This is a genomic window from Streptomyces sp. NPDC047081 (genome assembly GCF_040643775.1).
In the GTDB taxonomy this organism is placed as follows: domain Bacteria; phylum Actinomycetota; class Actinomycetes; order Streptomycetales; family Streptomycetaceae; genus Streptomyces.
Window position 1 is genome coordinate 36,885 of sequence record NZ_JBEYUY010000019.1, and the last position, 18,023, is coordinate 54,907.

Annotated in this window: 16 protein-coding genes and 1 tRNA gene; 4 read left to right on the forward strand and 13 right to left on the reverse strand. The window is 70.8% G+C overall.

What is annotated here, in order from left to right; all coding sequences use genetic code 11:
* Positions 1–33: 33 nt before the first annotated feature.
* The 6 genes from pdxT to pgsA form a co-directional block, all read right to left on the reverse strand.
* A complete protein-coding gene (gene pdxT, locus ABZ848_RS31055; RefSeq protein WP_360837247.1) occupies positions 34–636 on the reverse strand; it encodes a pyridoxal 5'-phosphate synthase glutaminase subunit PdxT in 603 nt (200 codons plus the stop codon).
* A complete protein-coding gene (pdxS, locus tag ABZ848_RS31060; RefSeq protein WP_360837249.1) occupies positions 636–1,541 on the reverse strand; it encodes a pyridoxal 5'-phosphate synthase lyase subunit PdxS in 906 nt (301 codons plus the stop codon). The genes pdxT and pdxS overlap by 1 nt, the downstream gene beginning before the upstream one ends.
* A 114-nt stretch (positions 1,542–1,655) precedes the next feature.
* Positions 1,656–2,198 carry a hypothetical protein gene (locus ABZ848_RS31065; RefSeq protein WP_360837251.1) on the reverse strand — a complete coding sequence of 181 codons (543 nt, stop codon included), beginning with the start codon at positions 2,196–2,198 and terminating at the stop codon, positions 1,656–1,658.
* A gap of 61 nt (positions 2,199–2,259) precedes the next feature.
* On the reverse strand, positions 2,260–3,432 hold the full coding sequence (locus ABZ848_RS31070) for a glycosyltransferase family 4 protein (protein ID WP_360837252.1): 1,173 nt from the start codon (positions 3,430–3,432) through the stop codon (positions 2,260–2,262).
* On the reverse strand, positions 3,429–4,337 hold the full coding sequence (locus tag ABZ848_RS31075; protein ID WP_360837254.1) for a phosphatidylinositol mannoside acyltransferase: 909 nt from the start codon (positions 4,335–4,337) through the stop codon (positions 3,429–3,431). The genes ABZ848_RS31070 and ABZ848_RS31075 overlap by 4 nt, the downstream gene beginning before the upstream one ends.
* Positions 4,334–5,077, reverse strand: a complete 744-nt coding sequence (pgsA, locus tag ABZ848_RS31080) for a phosphatidylinositol phosphate synthase (protein ID WP_360837476.1) — start codon at positions 5,075–5,077, stop codon at positions 4,334–4,336. The genes ABZ848_RS31075 and pgsA overlap by 4 nt, the downstream gene beginning before the upstream one ends.
* A gap of 217 nt (positions 5,078–5,294) precedes the next feature.
* Between pgsA and ABZ848_RS31085 the strand changes: the two genes are divergently transcribed.
* Complete coding sequence (locus ABZ848_RS31085) at positions 5,295–7,493, forward strand: elongation factor G-like protein EF-G2 (protein ID WP_360837255.1); 2,199 nt, start codon at positions 5,295–5,297, stop codon at positions 7,491–7,493.
* A 184-nt stretch (positions 7,494–7,677) separates the two neighbouring features.
* On the forward strand, positions 7,678–9,339 hold the full coding sequence (locus ABZ848_RS31090; protein WP_360837257.1) for a hypothetical protein: 1,662 nt from the start codon (positions 7,678–7,680) through the stop codon (positions 9,337–9,339).
* Positions 9,340–9,346: 7 nt separating this feature from the next.
* On the opposite strand, the gene ABZ848_RS31095 is transcribed toward ABZ848_RS31090, so the two are convergent.
* Positions 9,347–9,907 (reverse strand): HIT domain-containing protein, encoded by a 561-nt coding sequence (locus ABZ848_RS31095; protein ID WP_360837259.1) that lies wholly within the window; start codon positions 9,905–9,907, stop codon positions 9,347–9,349.
* Positions 9,908–9,974: 67 nt separating this feature from the next.
* On the opposite strand from ABZ848_RS31095, the gene ABZ848_RS31100 reads away from it, so the two are divergent.
* Positions 9,975–10,631, forward strand: coding sequence for an ion channel (locus tag ABZ848_RS31100; protein WP_360837261.1), 657 nt, complete (start codon positions 9,975–9,977; stop codon positions 10,629–10,631).
* A gap of 30 nt (positions 10,632–10,661) precedes the next feature.
* Here the strand turns inward: ABZ848_RS31100 and thrS are convergent, their stop codons facing one another.
* The 3 genes from thrS to ABZ848_RS31115 form a co-directional block, all read right to left on the reverse strand.
* Positions 10,662–12,638 (reverse strand): threonine--tRNA ligase, encoded by a 1,977-nt coding sequence (thrS, locus tag ABZ848_RS31105; RefSeq protein WP_360837263.1) that lies wholly within the window; start codon positions 12,636–12,638, stop codon positions 10,662–10,664.
* Between the two features lie 110 nt (positions 12,639–12,748).
* Complete coding sequence (locus ABZ848_RS31110) at positions 12,749–13,984, reverse strand: hypothetical protein (protein ID WP_360837264.1); 1,236 nt, start codon at positions 13,982–13,984, stop codon at positions 12,749–12,751.
* Positions 13,981–14,547 (reverse strand): DUF4365 domain-containing protein, encoded by a 567-nt coding sequence (locus ABZ848_RS31115; protein ID WP_360837266.1) that lies wholly within the window; start codon positions 14,545–14,547, stop codon positions 13,981–13,983. The genes ABZ848_RS31110 and ABZ848_RS31115 overlap by 4 nt, the downstream gene beginning before the upstream one ends.
* A 169-nt stretch (positions 14,548–14,716) precedes the next feature.
* Between ABZ848_RS31115 and ABZ848_RS31120 the strand changes: the two genes are divergently transcribed.
* Positions 14,717–15,442, forward strand: coding sequence for a 3'-5' exonuclease (locus ABZ848_RS31120; protein ID WP_360837268.1), 726 nt, complete (start codon positions 14,717–14,719; stop codon positions 15,440–15,442).
* A gap of 68 nt (positions 15,443–15,510) precedes the next feature.
* Here the strand turns inward: ABZ848_RS31120 and ABZ848_RS31125 are convergent, their stop codons facing one another.
* From ABZ848_RS31125 to ABZ848_RS31135, 3 genes are all read right to left on the reverse strand, one after another.
* A complete protein-coding gene (locus ABZ848_RS31125; protein WP_360837270.1) occupies positions 15,511–17,268 on the reverse strand; it encodes a DUF2207 domain-containing protein in 1,758 nt (585 codons plus the stop codon).
* 162 nt (positions 17,269–17,430) lie between these two features.
* Positions 17,431–17,502, reverse strand: a tRNA-Val gene (locus ABZ848_RS31130).
* Positions 17,503–17,541: 39 nt separating this feature from the next.
* On the reverse strand, positions 17,542–17,988 hold the full coding sequence (locus ABZ848_RS31135) for an SRPBCC family protein (protein WP_360837272.1): 447 nt from the start codon (positions 17,986–17,988) through the stop codon (positions 17,542–17,544).
* Positions 17,989–18,023: the final 35 nt, after the last annotated feature.

The following is an 18,023-nucleotide window of genomic DNA, read 5'->3' on the forward strand; positions in this document are numbered from 1 at the left end:
AACCCATCCAAACAACGAACGCCAGAGATCCTACTAGGACTCCGCCGCCCGGTTCGCGTGCACCATGTCGACGAACAGGGCGTGCACGCGGTGGTCGCCGGTCAGTTCCGGGTGGAACGACGTGGCGAGCGCGTTGCCCTGGCGGACCGCAACGATGTGGCCGTCGTGCTCGGCGAGCACCTCGGTCTCGGCGCCGACGGACTCGACCCAGGGGGCGCGGATGAAGACGCCCTCTACAGCATCGCCCGCGATTCCCTTGACGTCGACAGCCGCTTCGAAGGACTCGTTCTGCCGGCCGAAGGCGTTGCGGCGCACGATCATGTCGATGCCGCCGATCGTCTCCTGGCCCGAGCGCGGGTCGAGGATCTTGTCGGCGAGCATGATCAGGCCGGCGCAGGTGCCGTAGACGGGCATTCCGGCACGCACGCGCGCACGTAGCGGCTCCATCAGGCCGAACAGGACGGCCAGTTTGGAGATGGTGGTGGACTCGCCGCCGGGGATGACGAGGGCGTCCACCTCGGCGAGTTCCTCGGGGCGCCTGACCGGCCTGGCCACGGCGTCGGCCGCGGCCAGGGCGATGAGGTGCTCCCGTACGTCGCCCTGGAGTGCGAGCACTCCGACCACGGGATCGGTCATTACCAGCCTCGGTTCGCGTAACGCTCGGCCTCGGGGAGGGTGTCGCAGTTGATGCCGACCATGGCCTCGCCGAGGTTGCGGGACGCGTCCGCGATGATCTTGGGGTCGTCGTAGAAGGTGGTCGCCTTCACGATGGCGGCGGCGCGCTTGGCCGGGTCGCCGGACTTGAAGATGCCGGAGCCGACGAAGACGCCCTCGGCGCCGAGCTGGCGCATCAGCGCGGCGTCGGCCGGGGTGGCCACGCCACCGGCGGAGAACAGCACGACCGGCAGCTTGCCGAGCTCGGCGACCTCCTTGACCAGCTCGAACGGGGCGCGCAGCTCCTTGGCGGCGGCGTAGATCTCGTTGTTGTCGCAGCCGCGCAGCTTGGCGATCTCGCCCTTGATCTGGCGCAGGTGACGGACGGCCTCGACGACGTTGCCGGTGCCGGCCTCGCCCTTGGAGCGGATCATGGCCGCGCCCTCGGCGATACGGCGCAGGGCCTCGCCGAGGTTGGTGGCGCCGCAGACGAAGGGGGTGGTGAAGGCCCACTTGTCGGAGTGGTTGACCTCGTCGGCCGGGGTGAGGACCTCGGACTCGTCGATGTAGTCGACGCCGAGGGACTGGAGCACCTGGGCCTCGACGAAGTGGCCGATGCGGGACTTGGCCATGACCGGGATGGAGACGGCGTCGATGATGCCCTCGATCATGTCCGGGTCGGACATCCGGGCCACGCCGCCGTCCTTGCGGATGTCGGCCGGGACCCGCTCCAGGGCCATGACGGCGACGGCGCCCGCGTCCTCGGCGATCTTCGCCTGCTCCGGGGTGACGACGTCCATGATCACGCCGCCCTTGAGCTGCTCGGCCATGCCGCGCTTCACTCGGGCGGTGCCGGTCTCGGGGGCCTGGTTGTCGGTGGTGGACACGGGTGACCTCACTGAAGTGAAAGAGGGTTTCTGCGAACACCGAGGAAACGCGAGTGGACCAGTCCACGGCAAGGGCCAATGAACAGCCGGTGGATCCTTTTCGCGCGACCGCCCCTAGGCCGCCCTGTCGACCAGGGCCGCCGGCGGTTCGTCGTCCATCTCGAAGGCCATCGGGAAGGGGGCGTGGCCGGCCAGCCGGAACCAGCGGACCTTGCGGTGCTCGCGGAGCCGGCGGGCCGCGCCGACCGCGTCGTTGTGGAAGCGGCGGGCCATCGGGACCCGTCGTACGGCCTCGGTGAGCTCGTGGGCCGCCGCGTCTCCCCCGGGTGCCTCGCGCACCGCCTCCACCTGCGGGGCCTCCGCGAAGACCGCGCGCAGCGCCTGGCTCAACTCGCTCTCGGTGACCTCCCGTTGCTCCTCCTCGGCCTGCCGGGCGGCGTGTGCGGCCTCGTACAGGACGATCGACGCGGCCGGGTCCAGGACGCCCGAGGTGGCCAGTTCCTGGGCCACGGAGGCGCGTCGCAGCAGCTGGGCGTCGAGGGCGGCGCGGGCGGCGTCGATCCGGGCGTGCAGGCGGTCCAGGCGGCCCGCGGTCCAGCTCAGATAGAGGCCGATCGCGACCAGAACGGCGAGGATCCAGATGAGGGTTGGGGTCACGGGCGCACACACTACGCGCCGCCGGACCGGCCGGGATCATGCCCGGCCACCGGGCGCCCGGTCAGTCCCGCGCGAGCCCGAACCGCGCCCGGAGCCCCGGCCCCCGCTCGTCGTCCTCGGCCGCGGCCACCGCCGCCGCGCCGTCCGTCACCGTCTCGTACACCGACAGGATGTCCGCGCCGACCGTCGACCAGTCGAAGCGCCGCACGTGCGCGCTCCCGCGCTCGCGCAGCTCGGCCCGCCGCTCCGGATCACCGAGCAGTCGTACGGCCGCCTCAGCCAGCGCCTGCGAGTCCTCGTTGGCGAACAGTTCGCCCGCCGCGCCCTGGTCGAGGACCTGGGCGAAGGCGTCCAGGTCGGAGGCGAGCACCGGGGCGCCCGCCGACATGGCCTCGACGAGGATGATGCCGAAGCTCTCGCCGCCGGTGTTGGGTGCGACGTACAGGTCGACGCTGCGCAGGAAGCGGGCCTTGTCCTCGTCGCTGACCATGCCCAGGAACTCGACGCGGGAGCGGAGTTCGGCGGGCAGGGACTCGACCGCCTCCTCCTCGTCGCCGCGGCCGGCCACCAGGAGCCGCGTCTGCGGGCGCTCGGCGAGGATCTTCGGGAGGGCCTTCATCAGGACCGGCAGGCCCTTGCGGGGCTCGTCGATGCGGCCGATGAAGCCCAGGGTGTCGCCCTGCCATTCGGGCTTGGGCTTGGCCTTGGCGAAGAAGGCGACGTCCACGCCGTTCGGGATCACCACCGCGTCGCCGCCGAGGTGTTCGACGAGCGTGCGGCGCGCGTACTCGCTCACCGCGATCCGGGCGCTGATCTTCTCCAGGGCAGCCTGGAGGATCGAGTAGGCGGCGATCATCGCGCGCGAGCGGGGGTTGGAGGTGTGGAAGGTGGCGACGATCGGGCCCGAGGCCGCCCAGCAGGTCAGCAGGCCGAGGGACGGCGAGGTCGGCTCGTGGATGTGGATGACGTCGAAGCCGCCGTCGTGCAGCCAGCGGCGGACCCTGGCGGCCGACAGGAAGCCGAAGTTGAGGCGGGCCACCGAGCCGTTGTACGGCACCGGCACCGCGCGCCCCGCCGAGACGACGTACGGCGGCAGCGGGGTGTCGTCGTCCGCCGGGGCGAGGACGGAGACCTCGTGTCCCAGGCGGATGAAGTACTCGGCGAGGTCACGGATGTGGAACTGGACGCCGCCCGGGACGTCCCAGGAGTACGGGCAGACGATGCCGATCCTCACGAGGGCCCCTTACTGGGGTCGAGGTCCTTGAGCCACAAGCGCTGGAGCATGTGCCAGTCCTCCGGATGGTCGGCGATCCCCGTGGCGAAGGCATCGGCCAGCGCCTGTGTCATGACAGACGTCTTTTCGGCCCGGTTGCCTGTCTCGGGTACCTCGATCGGGGGATGCACTCGGCCCTGCATGACGGGCGAGTCGTCGTACCAGAGCGTGACCGGGAGCAGGAGCGCGCCGGTCTGCTGGGCGAGGAGGGCCGGGCCGGCCGGCATCCGGGTGGCCTCGCCGAAGAACCGCACCTCGACGCCCGAGGACGACAGGTCGCGCTCGGCCACCAGGCAGACCAGGCCGCCGTCGCGCAGCCGCCGGGCCAGGGTGCCGAAGGCGGTGCCGCCGCTGTGCGGGAGGACCTCCATGCCGAGGCCCTCGCGGTAGGCGACGAACCGGTCGTACAGGGTCTCGGGCTTGAGACGCTCGGCGACCGTGGTGAAGGGGGTTTCGAGCTTGGTGGTGACCCAGGCGCCGGCGAGGTCCCAGTTGGCCATGTGCGGCAGCGCGAGGATGACGCCCTTGTCGGAGGCGATCCCGTCGGTGAGGTGGTGCACGTCCTTGGGGTCGAAGCCGTTCTTTATGCGCTCGGCGCTCCAGGCGGGCAGCCGGAAGGACTCCATCCAGTAGCGCAGGTAGGAGCGCATGCCCGCGCGCGAGAGCTCGGCCAGGTGCTCGGGGCTCGCGTCGGGCAGCACGCGCGCGTAGTTGCTCTCCAGGCGCTGCACGCCCTTGCCACGACGCTTCCAGGCGAGGTCGGCGATGGTCCGCCCGAGGCGCACGGCGGCGGGCTCGGGGAGCTTCTTCACGGTGCTCCAGCCGAGTCCGTACAGCCCGTCCGTGAGCTGATCGCGGAGACTCACTTCGCCGCCTCCCTCCCCTGGGAGGCATTCTCGCTCTCCTGGGCGGCCGCGGCCGCCTCGGCATCGGCCGATTCCCGGCGGACCGTGACCACGCGCTGGACCAGCGTGACCAGGCTGCCGACGGCGACGACCCACAGGGCGACCGGCAGCAGGTACTGGATGCCGGGCACGCCGAACTTGTGCAGGCCCGCCAAACCGGCCGCGACCAGCGAGATCACCAGGCGCTCGGCGCGCTCGACGAGGCCGTTGACGGCGACCGGAAGGCCGATCGACTCGCCGCGGGCCTTGGTGTACGAGACCACCTGGCCGCTGGCCAGGCAGAAGATGGAGACCGCGCACAGCGCGATGTCGTCGCCACCACCGGCATACCAGAGGGCGAAGCCGCCGAAGATCGCGCCGTCGGCGACCCGGTCGAGGGTGGAGTCCAGGAAGGCGCCCCAGCGGCTGGAGCGGCCCAGCTGGCGGGCCATGTTGCCGTCGACGAGGTCGGAGAACACGAACAGCGTGATCACGACCGTGCCCCAGAAGAACTCGCCCATGGGGTAGAAGACCAGCGCGCCCGCGACCACTCCGGCGGTGCCCAGGAGCGTGACCGTGTCGGGGCTGACCCCCCGGCGGATGAGAAACGCGGCGAACGGTGTGAGGACACGCGTGAAGAATGCACGCGCGTACTTGTTCAGCATGGCCTTCCCGACGGTCGGTGTGGCCGCGCGGCCCCTGCTGGCCACCGGCTGGCCCATCGTAGCCACGCGCGCGTGTGTACGACGTCCGGGCACCCGGAGGCCCATGTCACGACCGCACGGCATACGGGTAACGGCGGGATCGCGTCGTCCGTATGGACGCACCGTGACGGGAGTGGAAAGCTCGAAGGACCGCGGGCGTCATCGGAGCCGCCACCGCACGCGGCCCGGCATGCCCGCGCCCACAGAGACCTCACCGTGCACGGGAGGCAAGGCCATGGGCGACAAGGCAAACGCACACCCCGGAGCCGCCGGCAGGGCTACAGCGGCCGACCACCCCGCGTCCGTACGGAATGTGGTGCTGGTCGGCCACTCCGGATCGGGCAAGACGACTTTGGTGGAAGCTCTCGCGCTGACCGCGGGGGCGGTGAACCGGGCGGGCCGTGTGGAGGACGGCGGCACCGTCTCGGACTACGACGAGATCGAGCACCGGCAGAACCGGTCGGTGCAGCTCTCCCTGGTGCCGGTGGAATGGGACGGCATCAAGGTCAATCTTCTCGACACCCCCGGATACGCCGACTTCGTCGGGGAGCTGAGGGCCGGTCTGCGAGCGGCGGACGCGGCCCTTTTCGTCGTCTCGGCCGCCGACGGCGTGGACGGCTCGACCCGCATGGTGTGGGAGGAGTGCGCCGCGGTGGGCATGCCGCGGGCGATCGTGATCACGCACCTGGAGGCGGCCCGCGCCGACTTCGAGGAGATGACCCGGACCTGCGCGGAGGCCTTCGGCGGGGACGATCCCGACGCCGTGCTCCCGCTCTACCTGCCGCTGCACGGCCCGCAGGGGCCCGACGGGCACGCGCCCGTGACGGGGCTGACCGGACTGCTGTCGCAGAAGCTGTTCGACTACTCGTCCGGTGAGCGCAAGGAGTCCGAGCCGGGCGAGGACCTGCTGCCGGGGATCGAGGAGGCGCGCAACCGGCTGATCGAGGGGATCATCGCGGAGAGCGAGGACGAGACCCTCATGGACCGCTACCTCGGCGGCGAGCAGATCGACTTCAAGACGCTCGTCGAGGACCTGGAGCGGGCCGTGGCGCGCGGGGTCTTCTTCCCGGTCCTGGCCGCCGCACCCGCGGCCGAGGGCGCCCGGCAGGGGCTCGGCACGGTCGAGCTGCTGGAGCTGATCACGGGCGGCTTCCCGACGCCGTTCGAGCACCCCACGCCGGGGGTCACGACCATCGACGGCAAGCCGCGCGAGATCAAGGCCTGCGACACGTCCGGTCCGCTGGTCGCGGAGGTCGTGAAGACCGCGTCCGACCCCTACGTCGGCCGGGTCTCGCTGGTGCGCGTCTTCTCGGGCACCCTGCGCCCCGACGAGACGGTGCACGTCTCGGGCCACGGACTGTCCGACCGCGGGCACGAGGACCACGACGTCGACGAACGCGTCGGCGCGCTGTCCACGCCCTTCGGCAAGCAGCAGCGCACGGTGACGCACGCCATCGCGGGCGACCTGGTGTGCGTGGCGAAGCTCGCCCGCGCCGAGACCGGTGACACCCTCTCCGCCAAGGACGACCCGCTGCTGATGGAGCCGTGGGAGATGCCCGACCCGCTGCTGCCGCTCGCCATCCAGGCGCACAGCAAGGCGGACGAGGACAAGCTCTCCATGGGGCTGTCCCGGCTGGTCGCCGAGGACCCGACGATGCGGCTCGAACAGAACCAGGACACCCACCAGGTGGTGCTGTGGTGCCTGGGCGAGGCGCACGCGGACGTGGCGCTGGAACGGCTGCGCAACCGCTACGGCGTCCAGGTCGACGTCGTACCGCACAAGGTGTCCCTGCGGGAGACCTTCGCCGGGAAGTCGGCCGGGCGCGGGCGGCATGTGAAGCAGTCCGGCGGGCACGGGCAGTACGCCATCTGCGAGATCGAGGTGGAGCCGCTGCCCGGCGGCTCGGGCATCGAGTTCGTGGACAAGGTGGTCGGCGGCGCGGTGCCGCGGCAGTTCATCCCCTCGGTCGAGAAGGGCGTAAGGGCCCAGGCCGCCAAGGGAGTTGCCGCCGGTTACGCGCTCATCGACGTGCGGGTGACCCTGCTCGACGGCAAGGCGCACTCCGTGGACTCCTCGGACGCGGCCTTCCAGACGGCGGGCGCGCTGGCGCTGCGGGAGGCGGCGGCCGACGCGAAGATCCATCTGCTGGAGCCGGTGGCCGAGGTGACCGTGCTGGTCGGCGACGACTACGTGGGCGCCGTGATGAGCGACCTGTCCGGGCGGCGCGGCCGGGTGCTGGGCACGGAACAGACCAGCGGCGGCCGCACCCTGATCCGGGCCGAGGTGCCCGAGATCGAGATCGGGCGGTACGCCGTGGACCTGCGCTCCCTGTCGCACGGCACCGCACGCTTCAACCGCAGTTACGCGCGGCACGAGCCGATGCCGACCCAGATCGCCGAAAGGATCCGCGAAGAGGCGCGCGACGCTTCGTAGTTGGGACCCCTCCCGTAGGCGGGCGGCTTCGGCCGTCCGCCTACGAATGTCAGTGGCTGCGGATACTCTGATGACGTGATCAAGTTGTCACGGGATCACCACGATGACCTGATCAACAGGTGTGCGGAGCAAGGAAGTCGGGAAGAGCCGCAGAGGCGACGTCCGACGGCGATCGGGGGCGGGAATGACCGTTGAGAGCGGCTACGGGGACATCTTCGGCCCACAGGTGCCCCGCACCGGCGACGAGGGGCAGACGGCGACGTACGCCCTGGCCTCCGCCGCCTACCGGGACAACCCGGTCGCGGACATAAAGAAGGCCGACAACGAGTGGCACCAGACCGAGGTCAAGCCGGGCCGCCCCTGGGCGAAGATCTTCCGGCCGAACCTCGGCGAGGCCTACTCCCGGGCGGTCGCGGACCGCATGATCGGGCCCGGCCGCAAGCCGCTGATCCAGTCCTTCGGCGCCGAGCCGCAGGTCGTCGTGGAGCACGCCCTCGCGGCGAACAACATCCGCAAGGACCGGGACAACCTGCTCTCGATCGTCATGGTGCTGTGCGGCCTGCTGTTCCTGCCCGGGCTCCTGGTCTGGCTGCTGATCTTCCAGATCCGTACGACCGTCGCCAAGCGCGAGGACAAGCGGGCCGGTGCCCTGGCGACGACCCTGCTGGTGGCGGTGGGCGCGCTCGCGGTGCTCTTCCTGATCAGGATGCCGTTCACCGGCTTCTGGGCGTGGTACGCGCGTGCGTGCGTCGTCATGCCGGTCATCGGCTGGTTCTGGGCCAAGCAGATCTGCGAGCGCACGGCGAAGGACCTGCGCGAGCGCTGGGACAGCCTGCTGGCCGGCAGCAGCGTCGGCGCGAAGGTGCCCGAGGCGGTGCCGACCAGCCCCGGTGAGACCAAGGCGGACGCGCTGCGCCAGTCCCTGGCCAAGCTCGCCGCCGAGCAGCAGTCGAACTCCGTGTTCTACGCCGGCCCCAAGGGCATCCTCGGCATGGGCACGCGCTGGGGCAGCTGGCAGCTCGCGGAGGACCTGGTCTCGGCCGACCCGACGCGGGAGATCCACCCGTTCCGCAGCTGGGACGTGATCCGGGCGATCCACGACGACCTGCGCATGCTGGAGCGCAACACCATCAACACCGGTGGTTTCCCGACGCCTTCGGTCCGGCACTGGATCGTCACGCCGATCGGGGAGGGCGCGAAGGCGGTGTCCCGGCCCGAGGGCACCGACGTGGAGGCCTACCAGGTCAAGTCGCACGCGATACAGGACATCTGCAACAAGCAGCAGTTCGGCGCGGGCGACCGGCACTACCTGGGCGTGCAGTGGACGCTGTGGGACGGGCAGCTGGTCATCACCATGATGATCACGGTGACCGTGCTGCACCAGACGCTGCGCATCGAGATCACCGGGCACGCGCTCGGTCCGGTGAACCCGCTGTTCACCAGCAAGCCGGAGGCGCCCACGAAGGAGGTCCAGAAGTCCTTCAAGCCGTGGGAGACCCGGAAGGTGGCCCTCCCCCTGGTCAACACCGACGAGGTCGTACGGCTGGCCGTGCGGGCGCCGATCAGCTGGTACCCGCCGCTGCTCAACTGGCTCGGCGGCACGATAGGCCTGCCCGAGCCGTTCGGCCTGCGGCACGCGTGGGCGGATCAGCCCTGGCGGCACCGCTTCATGGCGGACGACGCGCTGCGCGCGGCCACGCCGGTGCTGCGCGTCGTGCACGCGGCGGCGATACGGGTGCTCGGGGAGAACGGCGTGGACACGGACAAGTTCGGCACGCGGTCGGCGTTCCTGTCGACGAACGTTCAGGACGCGTCGCCCAAGAAGGCCGACGTCTACGACGCGTGAGCGGAAGTCACTCGCTGGGCCAGGCCTCCGCCAGCATCTTCCGGGTGTCCGCCAGCAGCTGCGGCAGCACACGCGTATGCCCCACCACCGGCATGAAGTTCGTGTCGCCTCCCCAGCGCGGGACGATGTGCTGGTGGAGGTGGGCCGCGATCCCGGCGCCGGCGACCGTGCCCTGGTTCATGCCGATGTTGAAGCCGTGGGCGCCGGAGGCGGTGCGCAGGGCCGTCATCGCCTGCTTGGTGAGAGCCGCCAGCTCGATCGTCTCCGCGTCCGTGAGGTCCGTGTAGTCGGCGACGTGGCGGTAGGGGACGACCATGAGGTGGCCGCCGTTGTAGGGGTAGAGGTTCAGGACGGCGTAGACGTGCTCACCGCGGCGGACGACCAGCCCGTCCTCGTCGGACTTGGCCGGAATCGAGCAGAAGGGGCAGCCGTCGTCGGCACCCGGGCCGGTCGGCTTGTTCTCACCCTGGATGTACGCCATCCGATGGGGCGTCCACAGACGCTGGAAGGCGTCCTGGATCCCCACTCCCAGCTGCTGCTCCGGCTCACTCGTCATGAAGTGCAGCATATGGCGTCGCCCGTTCGCGGCGTGTCGCCGGGGTTGCGGGAAAAGCCGGCCGGGCGAAGCTGGGGCAGTGGACGATGACAGTCGAGTGGCCCGCTGGCAGCAGCGCACCGAGCTGCCGCTGGCGCTGGCGTCGCTGGCCTTCCTCGCCTCGTACGCGGTCCGGGTCCTGTCCCCCGGCCTGCACGACGCGTGGCAGGACCTGTGTCTCGCGGTACTGCTGACCTCCTGGGCGCTCTTCGCCGTCGACTACGCGGTGTCCTGGCGGCTGAGCGGACAGCGGCTGCGCTTCGTACGGACGCACTGGCTGGACACGGTGGTGCTCCTGCTGCCGCTGCTGCGGCCGCTGCGGATCGTCAGGGTCTACGAGGCCGTGCAGCGCCGGCACGGCAGGCCGCGGCTCGCCCTGCACGCGCGCGTGATCGCGTACTCCGGACTGGCCACGGTACTGCTCGGTTTCGCCGGCGCCCTCGCCGTCTACCAGCAGGAACGCGGGGCGCCAGGCGCGTCGATGCGGTCGTTCGGGGACGCCGTCTGGTGGACCTGCGCAACGCTCACGACCGTGGGGTACGGGGACATCACCCCGGTGACGGGGCTGGGCCGCCTGATCGCGGTCGGGATGATGGCCATCGGCCTGGCCCTGCTGGGCGCGGTGACCGGCACCTTCGCCTCCTGGCTGCTGCAGGTCTTCGCCCGGGAGGACGACAGGAGGCCCCCGGGAAGCTGACTTCCCGGGGGCCCTCGGATCCGTACCGGATCAGACCTGCGCGCGCTCCTCCACGACCTTCACGATCTTCGCGATGGCCTCGTCGAACGGGATGCCGTTCTCCTGCGAGCCGTCGCGGTAGCGGAAGGACACCGAGTTGTTGGACATGTCCTCGTCGCCCGCGATGACCATGAAGGGCACCTTCTGCTTCTGGGCGTTGCGGATCTTCTTCTGCATCCGGTCGGAGGAGGAGTCCACCTCGACCCGCAGGCCCTTCTTCTTGGCCTCGGCGGCGAACTTCTCCAGGTACTCGACGTGCCCGTCGCCGATCGGGATGCCGACCGCCTGCACCGGGGCCAACCACGCCGGGAAGGCGCCCGCGTAGTGCTCCAGGAGGACGGCGAAGAAGCGCTCGATCGAGCCGAAGAGCGCGCGGTGGATCATGACCGGGCGCTGCTTGGAGCCGTCCGGACCCGTGTACTCCAGGTCGAAGCGCTCCGGCAGGTTGAAGTCAAGCTGGATCGTCGACATCTGCCAGGTGCGGCCGATCGCGTCCTTGGTCTGGACGGAGATCTTCGGGCCGTAGAAGGCGGCGCCGCCCGGGTCCGGGACCAGGGGCAGGCCCTGCTTCTCGGCGACCTGGCGGAGGGTCTCCGTGGCCTCCTCCCAGACCTCGTCGGTGCCGACGAACTTCTCCGGGTCCTTGGTGGACAGCTCCAGGTAGAAGTCGGTCAGACCGTAGTCGCGCAGCAGGCCGAGGACGAAGGTGAGCGTCTTGTCGAGCTCCTCAGACATCTGCTCACGGGTGCAGTAGATGTGCGCGTCGTCCTGCGTGAAGCCACGGGCACGGGTCAGACCGTGCACCACGCCCGACTTCTCGTACCGGTACACGGTCCCGAACTCGAAGAGGCGCAGCGGCAGTTCGCGGTAGGAGCGGCCGCGCGCGTCGAAGATCAGGTTGTGCATCGGGCAGTTCATGGGCTTGAGGTAGTAGTCCACGCCCTCGTCGAGCTGCATGGGCGGGTACATGCCGTCGGCGTACCAGTCCAGGTGCCCGGACGTCTCGAAGAGCTTCCCCTTCGTCGCGTGCGGGGTGTAGACGAACTCGTAGCCCTCCTCCTCGTGCCGACGGCGCGAGTAGTCCTCCATGACCCGGCGGATGATGCCGCCCTTGGGGTGGAAGACGGCGAGGCCGGAGCCGATCTGCTCGGGGATCGAGAAGAGGTCCAGCTCGTTGCCCAGCTTGCGGTGGTCGCGCTTCTCGGCCTCGGCGAGGAAGTCGAGGTACGCCTTCAGCTCGTCCTTGGAGGGCCAGGCGGTGCCGTAGATGCGCTGGAGCATCGGGTTCTTCTCGCTGCCGCGCCAGTAGGCGGCCGCGTTGCGCATCAGCTTGAACGCCGGGATCAGGCGGGTCGAGGGCAGGTGGGGACCGCGGCAGAGGTCCTTCCAGCACAGCTCGCCGGTCTTGGCGTCCAGGTTGTCGTAGATCGTCAGCTCACCGGCGCCGACCTCGACGTCCGCGCCGTCGTCGTGCGACGCCGAGCCCTTGAGGCCGATCAGTTCGAGCTTGTACGGCTCGTTCGCCAGCTCCTCGCGGGCGGCCTCGTCGGTCACCACGCGGCGCGAGAAGCGCTGCCCCCGCTTCTGGATCTCCTGCATCTTCTTCTCGATGGCCTTGAGATCCTCGGGCGTGAACGGCTTCTCGACGTCGAAGTCGTAGTAGAAGCCGTCCTTGACCGGCGGGCCGATGCCCAGCTTGGCCTCGGGGAACAACTCCTGCACGGCCTGCGCCATCACGTGCGCGGTGGAGTGGCGCAGGATGTTGAGGCCGTCCTCGGAGGTGATCTCCACCGGCTCCACGACCTCGCCCTCGGCCGGCGAGTACGCCAGGTCCTTGAGCTCACCCGCCACGCGCGCGGCGATGACCGAGCGCTCGCCGGCGAAGAGCTCGGCGGCCGTAGTGCCCGTCGTCACCACGCGCTCTTCCCGCTCGGAATCGCGTTGGATGATCACACGGACGTCTGACACCGGTCTCTCCTGACTGAAGGTGGGTGCGGCGCCATACCAGGAGCGCGCGCAATAGGGGATCGTACCGACCCCGACCCGCCGACCGCGAAACGGTCACCCACAGTCGGGGCTCAGTCGCAGTCGTCCCCGCTGCACGCCTCCTCGAAGAAGTCCAGGTTCTCGTGCAGCGACTTCATCAGCCGGTCCCGCTCCGCCTCGTCCACCTGCACCGGTACGACCCCGGAGGCGCCGGTCAGCCGCCGGAAGCCGCCCCGGCTCTCCAGCCGCCCGTGCACCCGCACCGGCAGCCCCACCAGGTGGGCGTGCCCTGCGATGCGGTAGTCCTCCTCGTCCAGGGTGATGCGGACGTGCGGTATCTCGGCCCCGGCGATCACCCGCAGCCGTACGCTGCCGTCCCCGCGCGTGCCCGACCTGCGCAGCCGTACCACCGTGCCGGTGATCCGGACGGGCACCGACGGTTCGTCGCGCAGATAGCGGGCGCCGGCCTCGCGCAGCACGGGCAGGTCGCCCGGCGAGAACTCGACGGGCTCGGCGGTGGCCGCGCAGTCCTCGGGCACCCCGGCGGCGGGCGCCCACTGCACGCCGATCCGGGCGCCCTCGGTGCCGCGCACGAGGGCGATCAGCGCCTCGGTGAGCTCCCGGCTGACGCCGGCCTCGACGGCGCCGTCGAAGGCGTCCATGCCGCCAGTGGCCCGCTGGTAGTCGATGGCCTCGCGGGCCGCGTACAGCGCCTGATGGAGGCGTACGGCGAGCGGGCGCCCGGTCCCGACGGGCACGAAGGCGGTCAGGCGGTCGCCGCCGGTCGCGGAGCCGACCAGGACGTTCTCCAGCTGCGCGGCGGCGGCGCGGCGGTGCCGGGCGCCGTAGTAGCCCGCACGCGCGCGCGTGGCGAGTGCGCCCGCGAGCAGCATCTGGCGGGCGGCGGCGCGCAGTTGTTCCTCGACGACCCAGGGCGCGGAGTCGGCCGGGCCGGTCGGTACATCCCGCCACCAGCGGATCTCGTCGCTGGGCACGGCGAGTCCGACCAGCACCTCGCGGGCGGAGGGCGTGCCGCTGCGGGCCAGGGCGACGAGCGCCTCGCCGAGCAGGTCGTCGCTGTCGGGGAAGGCCCGGCTCTCGGGCACGAGCAGGCTCGTAGCGCTGCCGCCGGGCCCCGGTGGGGTCCAGCGGCCGTACCGTCCGGCGGCGCCGCCGCGGCGCTGCCAGCCGTGCCGGTGCAGCAGGGCGCTCAGCACGGCCGGGTCGACCTCGTCGGGCTCGGGGGGCCGGTGCCAGGCCGCGCCGGCGATGTCGTCGGGGTGCGGCCTCACCGGCCGTACTGGCTCCTCCAGGGGGCGGTGCGTCATGGTCTGCCTCCCGTCCCGACCCGCGTCATGATCTCGCACAGCGCTCGGTCGTCGAAGATGCGTGAGGTCGGTATCCGCACGGTGGTCCGGGTCCGGCCGGTGATCGGATGCCCGGCCAGGTTGACCCAGTAGCAGCAGTGCCGCAGGTCGAGCCGGTCGTGTCCGGCTCTGAGCCACTGGTCCTGGGACCGGGGGACGATCATCACAACGAGGATCTTGTGCACCGAGACCGGCGTGCGCGCGAGCTTGCGCAGATGGTCGTTGTCCAGCGTGAAGGAGAAGAAGCGTCCGGAAGGATTGGGCGCGATCTGATACGTGCACTTCAGCTGCACCTTGATGGTCACCTCGTCGTCGACGGTGTGCCCGGGTGAGCCGTGACTGACGTGCCAGTCGATGCCGTTGTCCGGAAAGGGTTGCGACAGCGAGCAGCCGGCCGCCGCGGCGACGGCGTGCAGATATCCCACCTGCAGTGTCTCCATGCAGGCGGTGGTGGCGAGTGTGCCGCGAAGGGGGCCCGTGCGTTCGGGCAGCAGCCCGCCCCGCTCGGGCTGCGCTATCGCCATGACCAAACAGCCTTCCAAGCCAAGTGAATCCCCGCGTCGGGCCGCTGAACTGCAAAGACCCGTACTCCTGTTGTGTCCTTCCGGCGTAGTGCGCAAACAGCCCGGGTATCACCAAACAGGCAGAAGACGGGACGTCAGCTGCCGTGGGTGAACGAGGAGTTGTGTAGGCATGACGTGCTGGTACGAGGGGCCCCTGGCCGCTTTCGACACGGAGACCACGGGCGTTGACGTCGAGACCGACCGGATCGTGTCGGCCGCCGTCGTCGTCCAGGACGCCCCGGGCACCCGGCCCCGGGTGACCCGTTGGCTGGTCAACCCGGGTGTGCCCGTCCCCGAAGGGGCGACGGCGGTGCACGGGCTGACGGACGAACACCTGCAGCGCAACGGCCGCTGGCCGGCGCCGGTGATGTACGAGATAGCGGAGGCACTGGCCGAACAGGCGGCGATGGCCCGCCCGTTGGTCGTGATGAACGCGCCCTTCGACCTGACCCTCCTCGACCGCGAGCTGCGCCGCCATCGCGCGTCCTCGCTGGACCGCTGGTTCGAGGGCTCGGCACTGCGAGTGCTCGATCCCCGGGTCCTGGACAAGCACCTCGACCGCTACCGCAAGGGCCGCCGCACCCTGACCGACCTGTGCGCGCACTACGGCGTGACGCTGGAGGGCGCGCACGACGCGGGGGCCGACGCGCTGGCCGCGCTGGACGTCGTACGAGCGCTGGGGCGCCGTTTCGCGGCCCGCCTCGAACGCCTCTCCCCCGCCGAGCTGCACACCCTGCAGACGACGTGGCACGCCGCCCAGGCGCGCGGTCTGCAGGCGTGGTTCACCAAGAGCGGCACACCGGAGATCGTGAACACAGAGTGGCCGCTGCGGCCGGACCTGCCGGCGGCGGCGTAAGCAGGGCGGGCGTAAGAACGGTGTGGGAGGCGCCCGTCGGAGCGGGCGCCTCCGCTGCACCGGCGAGCTCACCAGGAGCCGCCACCGCCGCCTCCGCCCCCACCTCCTCCGCCACCGCCGCCGCTTGAGGGCGGTGCGGCGCTGGAGGACGAGGAGGCGGTGATCAGGCCGAGGGCGAAGCCGGTGGTGAAGCCCGAGGTGAGGGTCGAGCGGCGTCCGGGAGCGACCGTGGAGCCGGCGACGGCGCTGTTCCACACATAGGCCACGTCCAGTGCGACCGCCCACGCGGTGTTCAGCTCCAGCTGTTCCGCGTCGAGCGGCTCGTCGCCCGCGTGCGCGGCCGGGTCCATGAGGTAGCGGCGGAACGCCTCGGTCTTCAGCCAGAGTTCGGTGCCTCGAGGGCTGCGGATCTCCAGCTCCCAGGAGCGCAGCCGCAGCGCGAACCCGGCGCCCACGGCGATCAGGCCCGCCAGGAGGACGGGCAGGCCGGCCCCGTTCCGGCCGCCGTCCAGCCAGGCGCCGAGGCCGCTCACGACGAAGCCGAACAGGGTCGCGGCGGTGCCGACCGGGCGGCCGAGGCGGGCGCGGCGGGCGGCGGCCTCGTCCCACAGGCCGCTGCCCTCCTGCCAGGTGGTCAGTTCGTGCTGCAGGCTCCCCCAGGCCGACCGGAACTGGGGGTCACGCAGACCCAACGTGACCGAGTCGCGCCCCGAGAAGATGCTGCCGAACACGACCCTGGCGACCGGGTCGACCGGTGCGTCGGCCGGGTCACGACGTCTGAGGGTGGGGTGTAGCTCGCTGCCCTCGATCGTGATGTGCCCGTCGATCGCCGCGCCGAGCAGCCAGGCCACCTTGTGGTGCTCCTCGACACGCTCGGCGAGCAGGATCCCGCCCTGGGCCGGGGTCAGGCCCTCCGGGGGCACGCGGGACGGGGTGAGCGAGGCGGCGCGCCGTTCCAGGGAGACGCGCCGCGTCCGGCCGGGTGTGTCCCCGGCGATCCGGTCACGGCCGAGGAAGCGCAGCAGCCCGACGGTCGCGGCGCCGCACAGCAGCGTGAAACCCACTGCGAACAGGGCGACTTGCTGCCAGCTCCGGACGCTCGCGCCGACGGCCTTCCCGGAAGGCGCCGCGGGTAGCGCGGGCCGCCCTCCGGTCAGCTTCTGACCGCGGGTGGCGTACAGCGTGACGCCCTCGTGTCCGCGGAGCCTGCCGAGGGTGACGTCGAGGCTGCCGGGCCGGGACGTGCGCACGGCACAGGGGTCCTCGGAGCCGTCGGTGCCGTGCACGCAGCGGGTACCGGTGAGTTGGTACGGGGCCACGACATGGACCTCGACGTCGGAGCGGTCGACCTGCCATCCGATGCCGACGGCGTCCCAGGCGACCCTGCCCTTCTTCACCGCGTCCGTGAGCGTGTACTGGACCCGGTACCGGTGCACTCCGCTGACGGAGCCGTCCGGGTCGCCCACCTTGATCCGGGTGGCGATCTCGCGCTGGCCGTCGGGCTTCTCGTAGTGGTTGCCGATGTCGAGTTCCCAGGGCACCCGGTGGCCGTCCATGCTGACGACGACCTTGGCGTAGTCCTCGTCGTACACGAGATCCGGCAGGTCGCGGTAGATGCCGTGCCGGGTGGTGTCCGGGTCGCCGAAGTCGTAGTCGATGACCTCGGTGACCCGCATGCTGCCGTCGGCGGCCACCTCGGCGCCCACCCACATCGTGTTGACGCGCTCCACGTTCCCGCTCGTCCGGAACAGCCCGACGACGAAACCGAGCGCAAGTACGAGGAAGAAGAACTTCACCCAGGTGAAGGCCCTGCGCCTCCGGCCCATCGTCCTGACCGGCCCGGGTCTCCTGCCTTTCGCGGCACTCAAGGAAACAACCCCCCAATCGTCACGGGGGCCTCCCCAGCCCCCACGAAGATCGGAAGCGTAACCCGGTCGCGAGCACACAAGAAGAGCCGGTCCGCATCATGCGGACCGGCTCTTTCCCGGTGGGCGATACTGGGTTCGAACCAGTGACCTCTTCGGTGTGAACGAAGCGCTCTCCCACTGAGCTAATCGCCCGGGAACGCACTGAACCATACAGGTCTCCGCGGGTTTCCTTCAAACCGCTTCCAAGTACCCGGCCAGTCCACGCCGTCCGGCCCGCATCATCAGCCGGTGGTTCGCCCGGAACAGCGGCCGCCCGGGTACGGCGAGGCGCCTGAGCAGCGGCTTGTGCACGTCGACGACCTGTTCGTAACGCGCGAGGGCCCCGTCCCCGTGCACCGTGATCGTCCAGCGGGCCCACCCTTCGACATCGCCGGTCATGGCGATCTCCAGCACGCCCGCCTCCGGGTCGCGCCGCGTCTCGCGCGCGGTGAACCGCAGGTCGTACGGCAGTACCGACCGGATCCTGATGTTCCCGCTGGAGTCGTCGAGCCGGGCGACCTCCCGCACCTGGGGCCACCAGTGGGGGTAGTCCTCGGCCCGCTCCAGCACCTCGTACACGGTGGCGGGCGACGCGGACAGCGCCCAGAGGCTGCGGAAGCGGTAGTGCGTCCAGTCCATGGGGGCAGTCTGCCCGGGAAGTGAGTACGTACTGA

What these genes read in the sequence shown, in the direction of transcription:
- pgsA (WP_360837476.1), bottom strand. Translation starts at nt 5,077, where the DNA reads ATGGGCCAGCCGGTGGCCAGCAGGGGCCGCGCGGCCACACCGACCGTC.
- ABZ848_RS31110 (WP_360837264.1), bottom strand. Translation starts at nt 13,984, where the DNA reads ATGACGCACCGCCCCCTGGAGGAGCCAGTACGGCCGGTGAGGCCGCAC.
- ABZ848_RS31120 (WP_360837268.1), top strand. Translation starts at nt 14,717, where the DNA reads ATGACGTGCTGGTACGAGGGGCCCCTGGCCGCTTTCGACACGGAGACC.
- ABZ848_RS31090 (WP_360837257.1), top strand. Translation starts at nt 7,678, where the DNA reads ATGACCGTTGAGAGCGGCTACGGGGACATCTTCGGCCCACAGGTGCCC.
- ABZ848_RS31085 (WP_360837255.1), top strand. Translation starts at nt 5,295, where the DNA reads ATGGGCGACAAGGCAAACGCACACCCCGGAGCCGCCGGCAGGGCTACA.
- ABZ848_RS31115 (WP_360837266.1), bottom strand. Translation starts at nt 14,547, where the DNA reads ATGGCGATAGCGCAGCCCGAGCGGGGCGGGCTGCTGCCCGAACGCACG.
- ABZ848_RS31135 (WP_360837272.1), bottom strand. Translation starts at nt 17,988, where the DNA reads ATGGACTGGACGCACTACCGCTTCCGCAGCCTCTGGGCGCTGTCCGCG.
- ABZ848_RS31125 (WP_360837270.1), bottom strand. Translation starts at nt 17,268, where the DNA reads ATGGGCCGGAGGCGCAGGGCCTTCACCTGGGTGAAGTTCTTCTTCCTC.
- pdxT (WP_360837247.1), bottom strand. Translation starts at nt 636, where the DNA reads ATGACCGATCCCGTGGTCGGAGTGCTCGCACTCCAGGGCGACGTACGG.
- ABZ848_RS31095 (WP_360837259.1), bottom strand. Translation starts at nt 9,907, where the DNA reads ATGCTGCACTTCATGACGAGTGAGCCGGAGCAGCAGCTGGGAGTGGGG.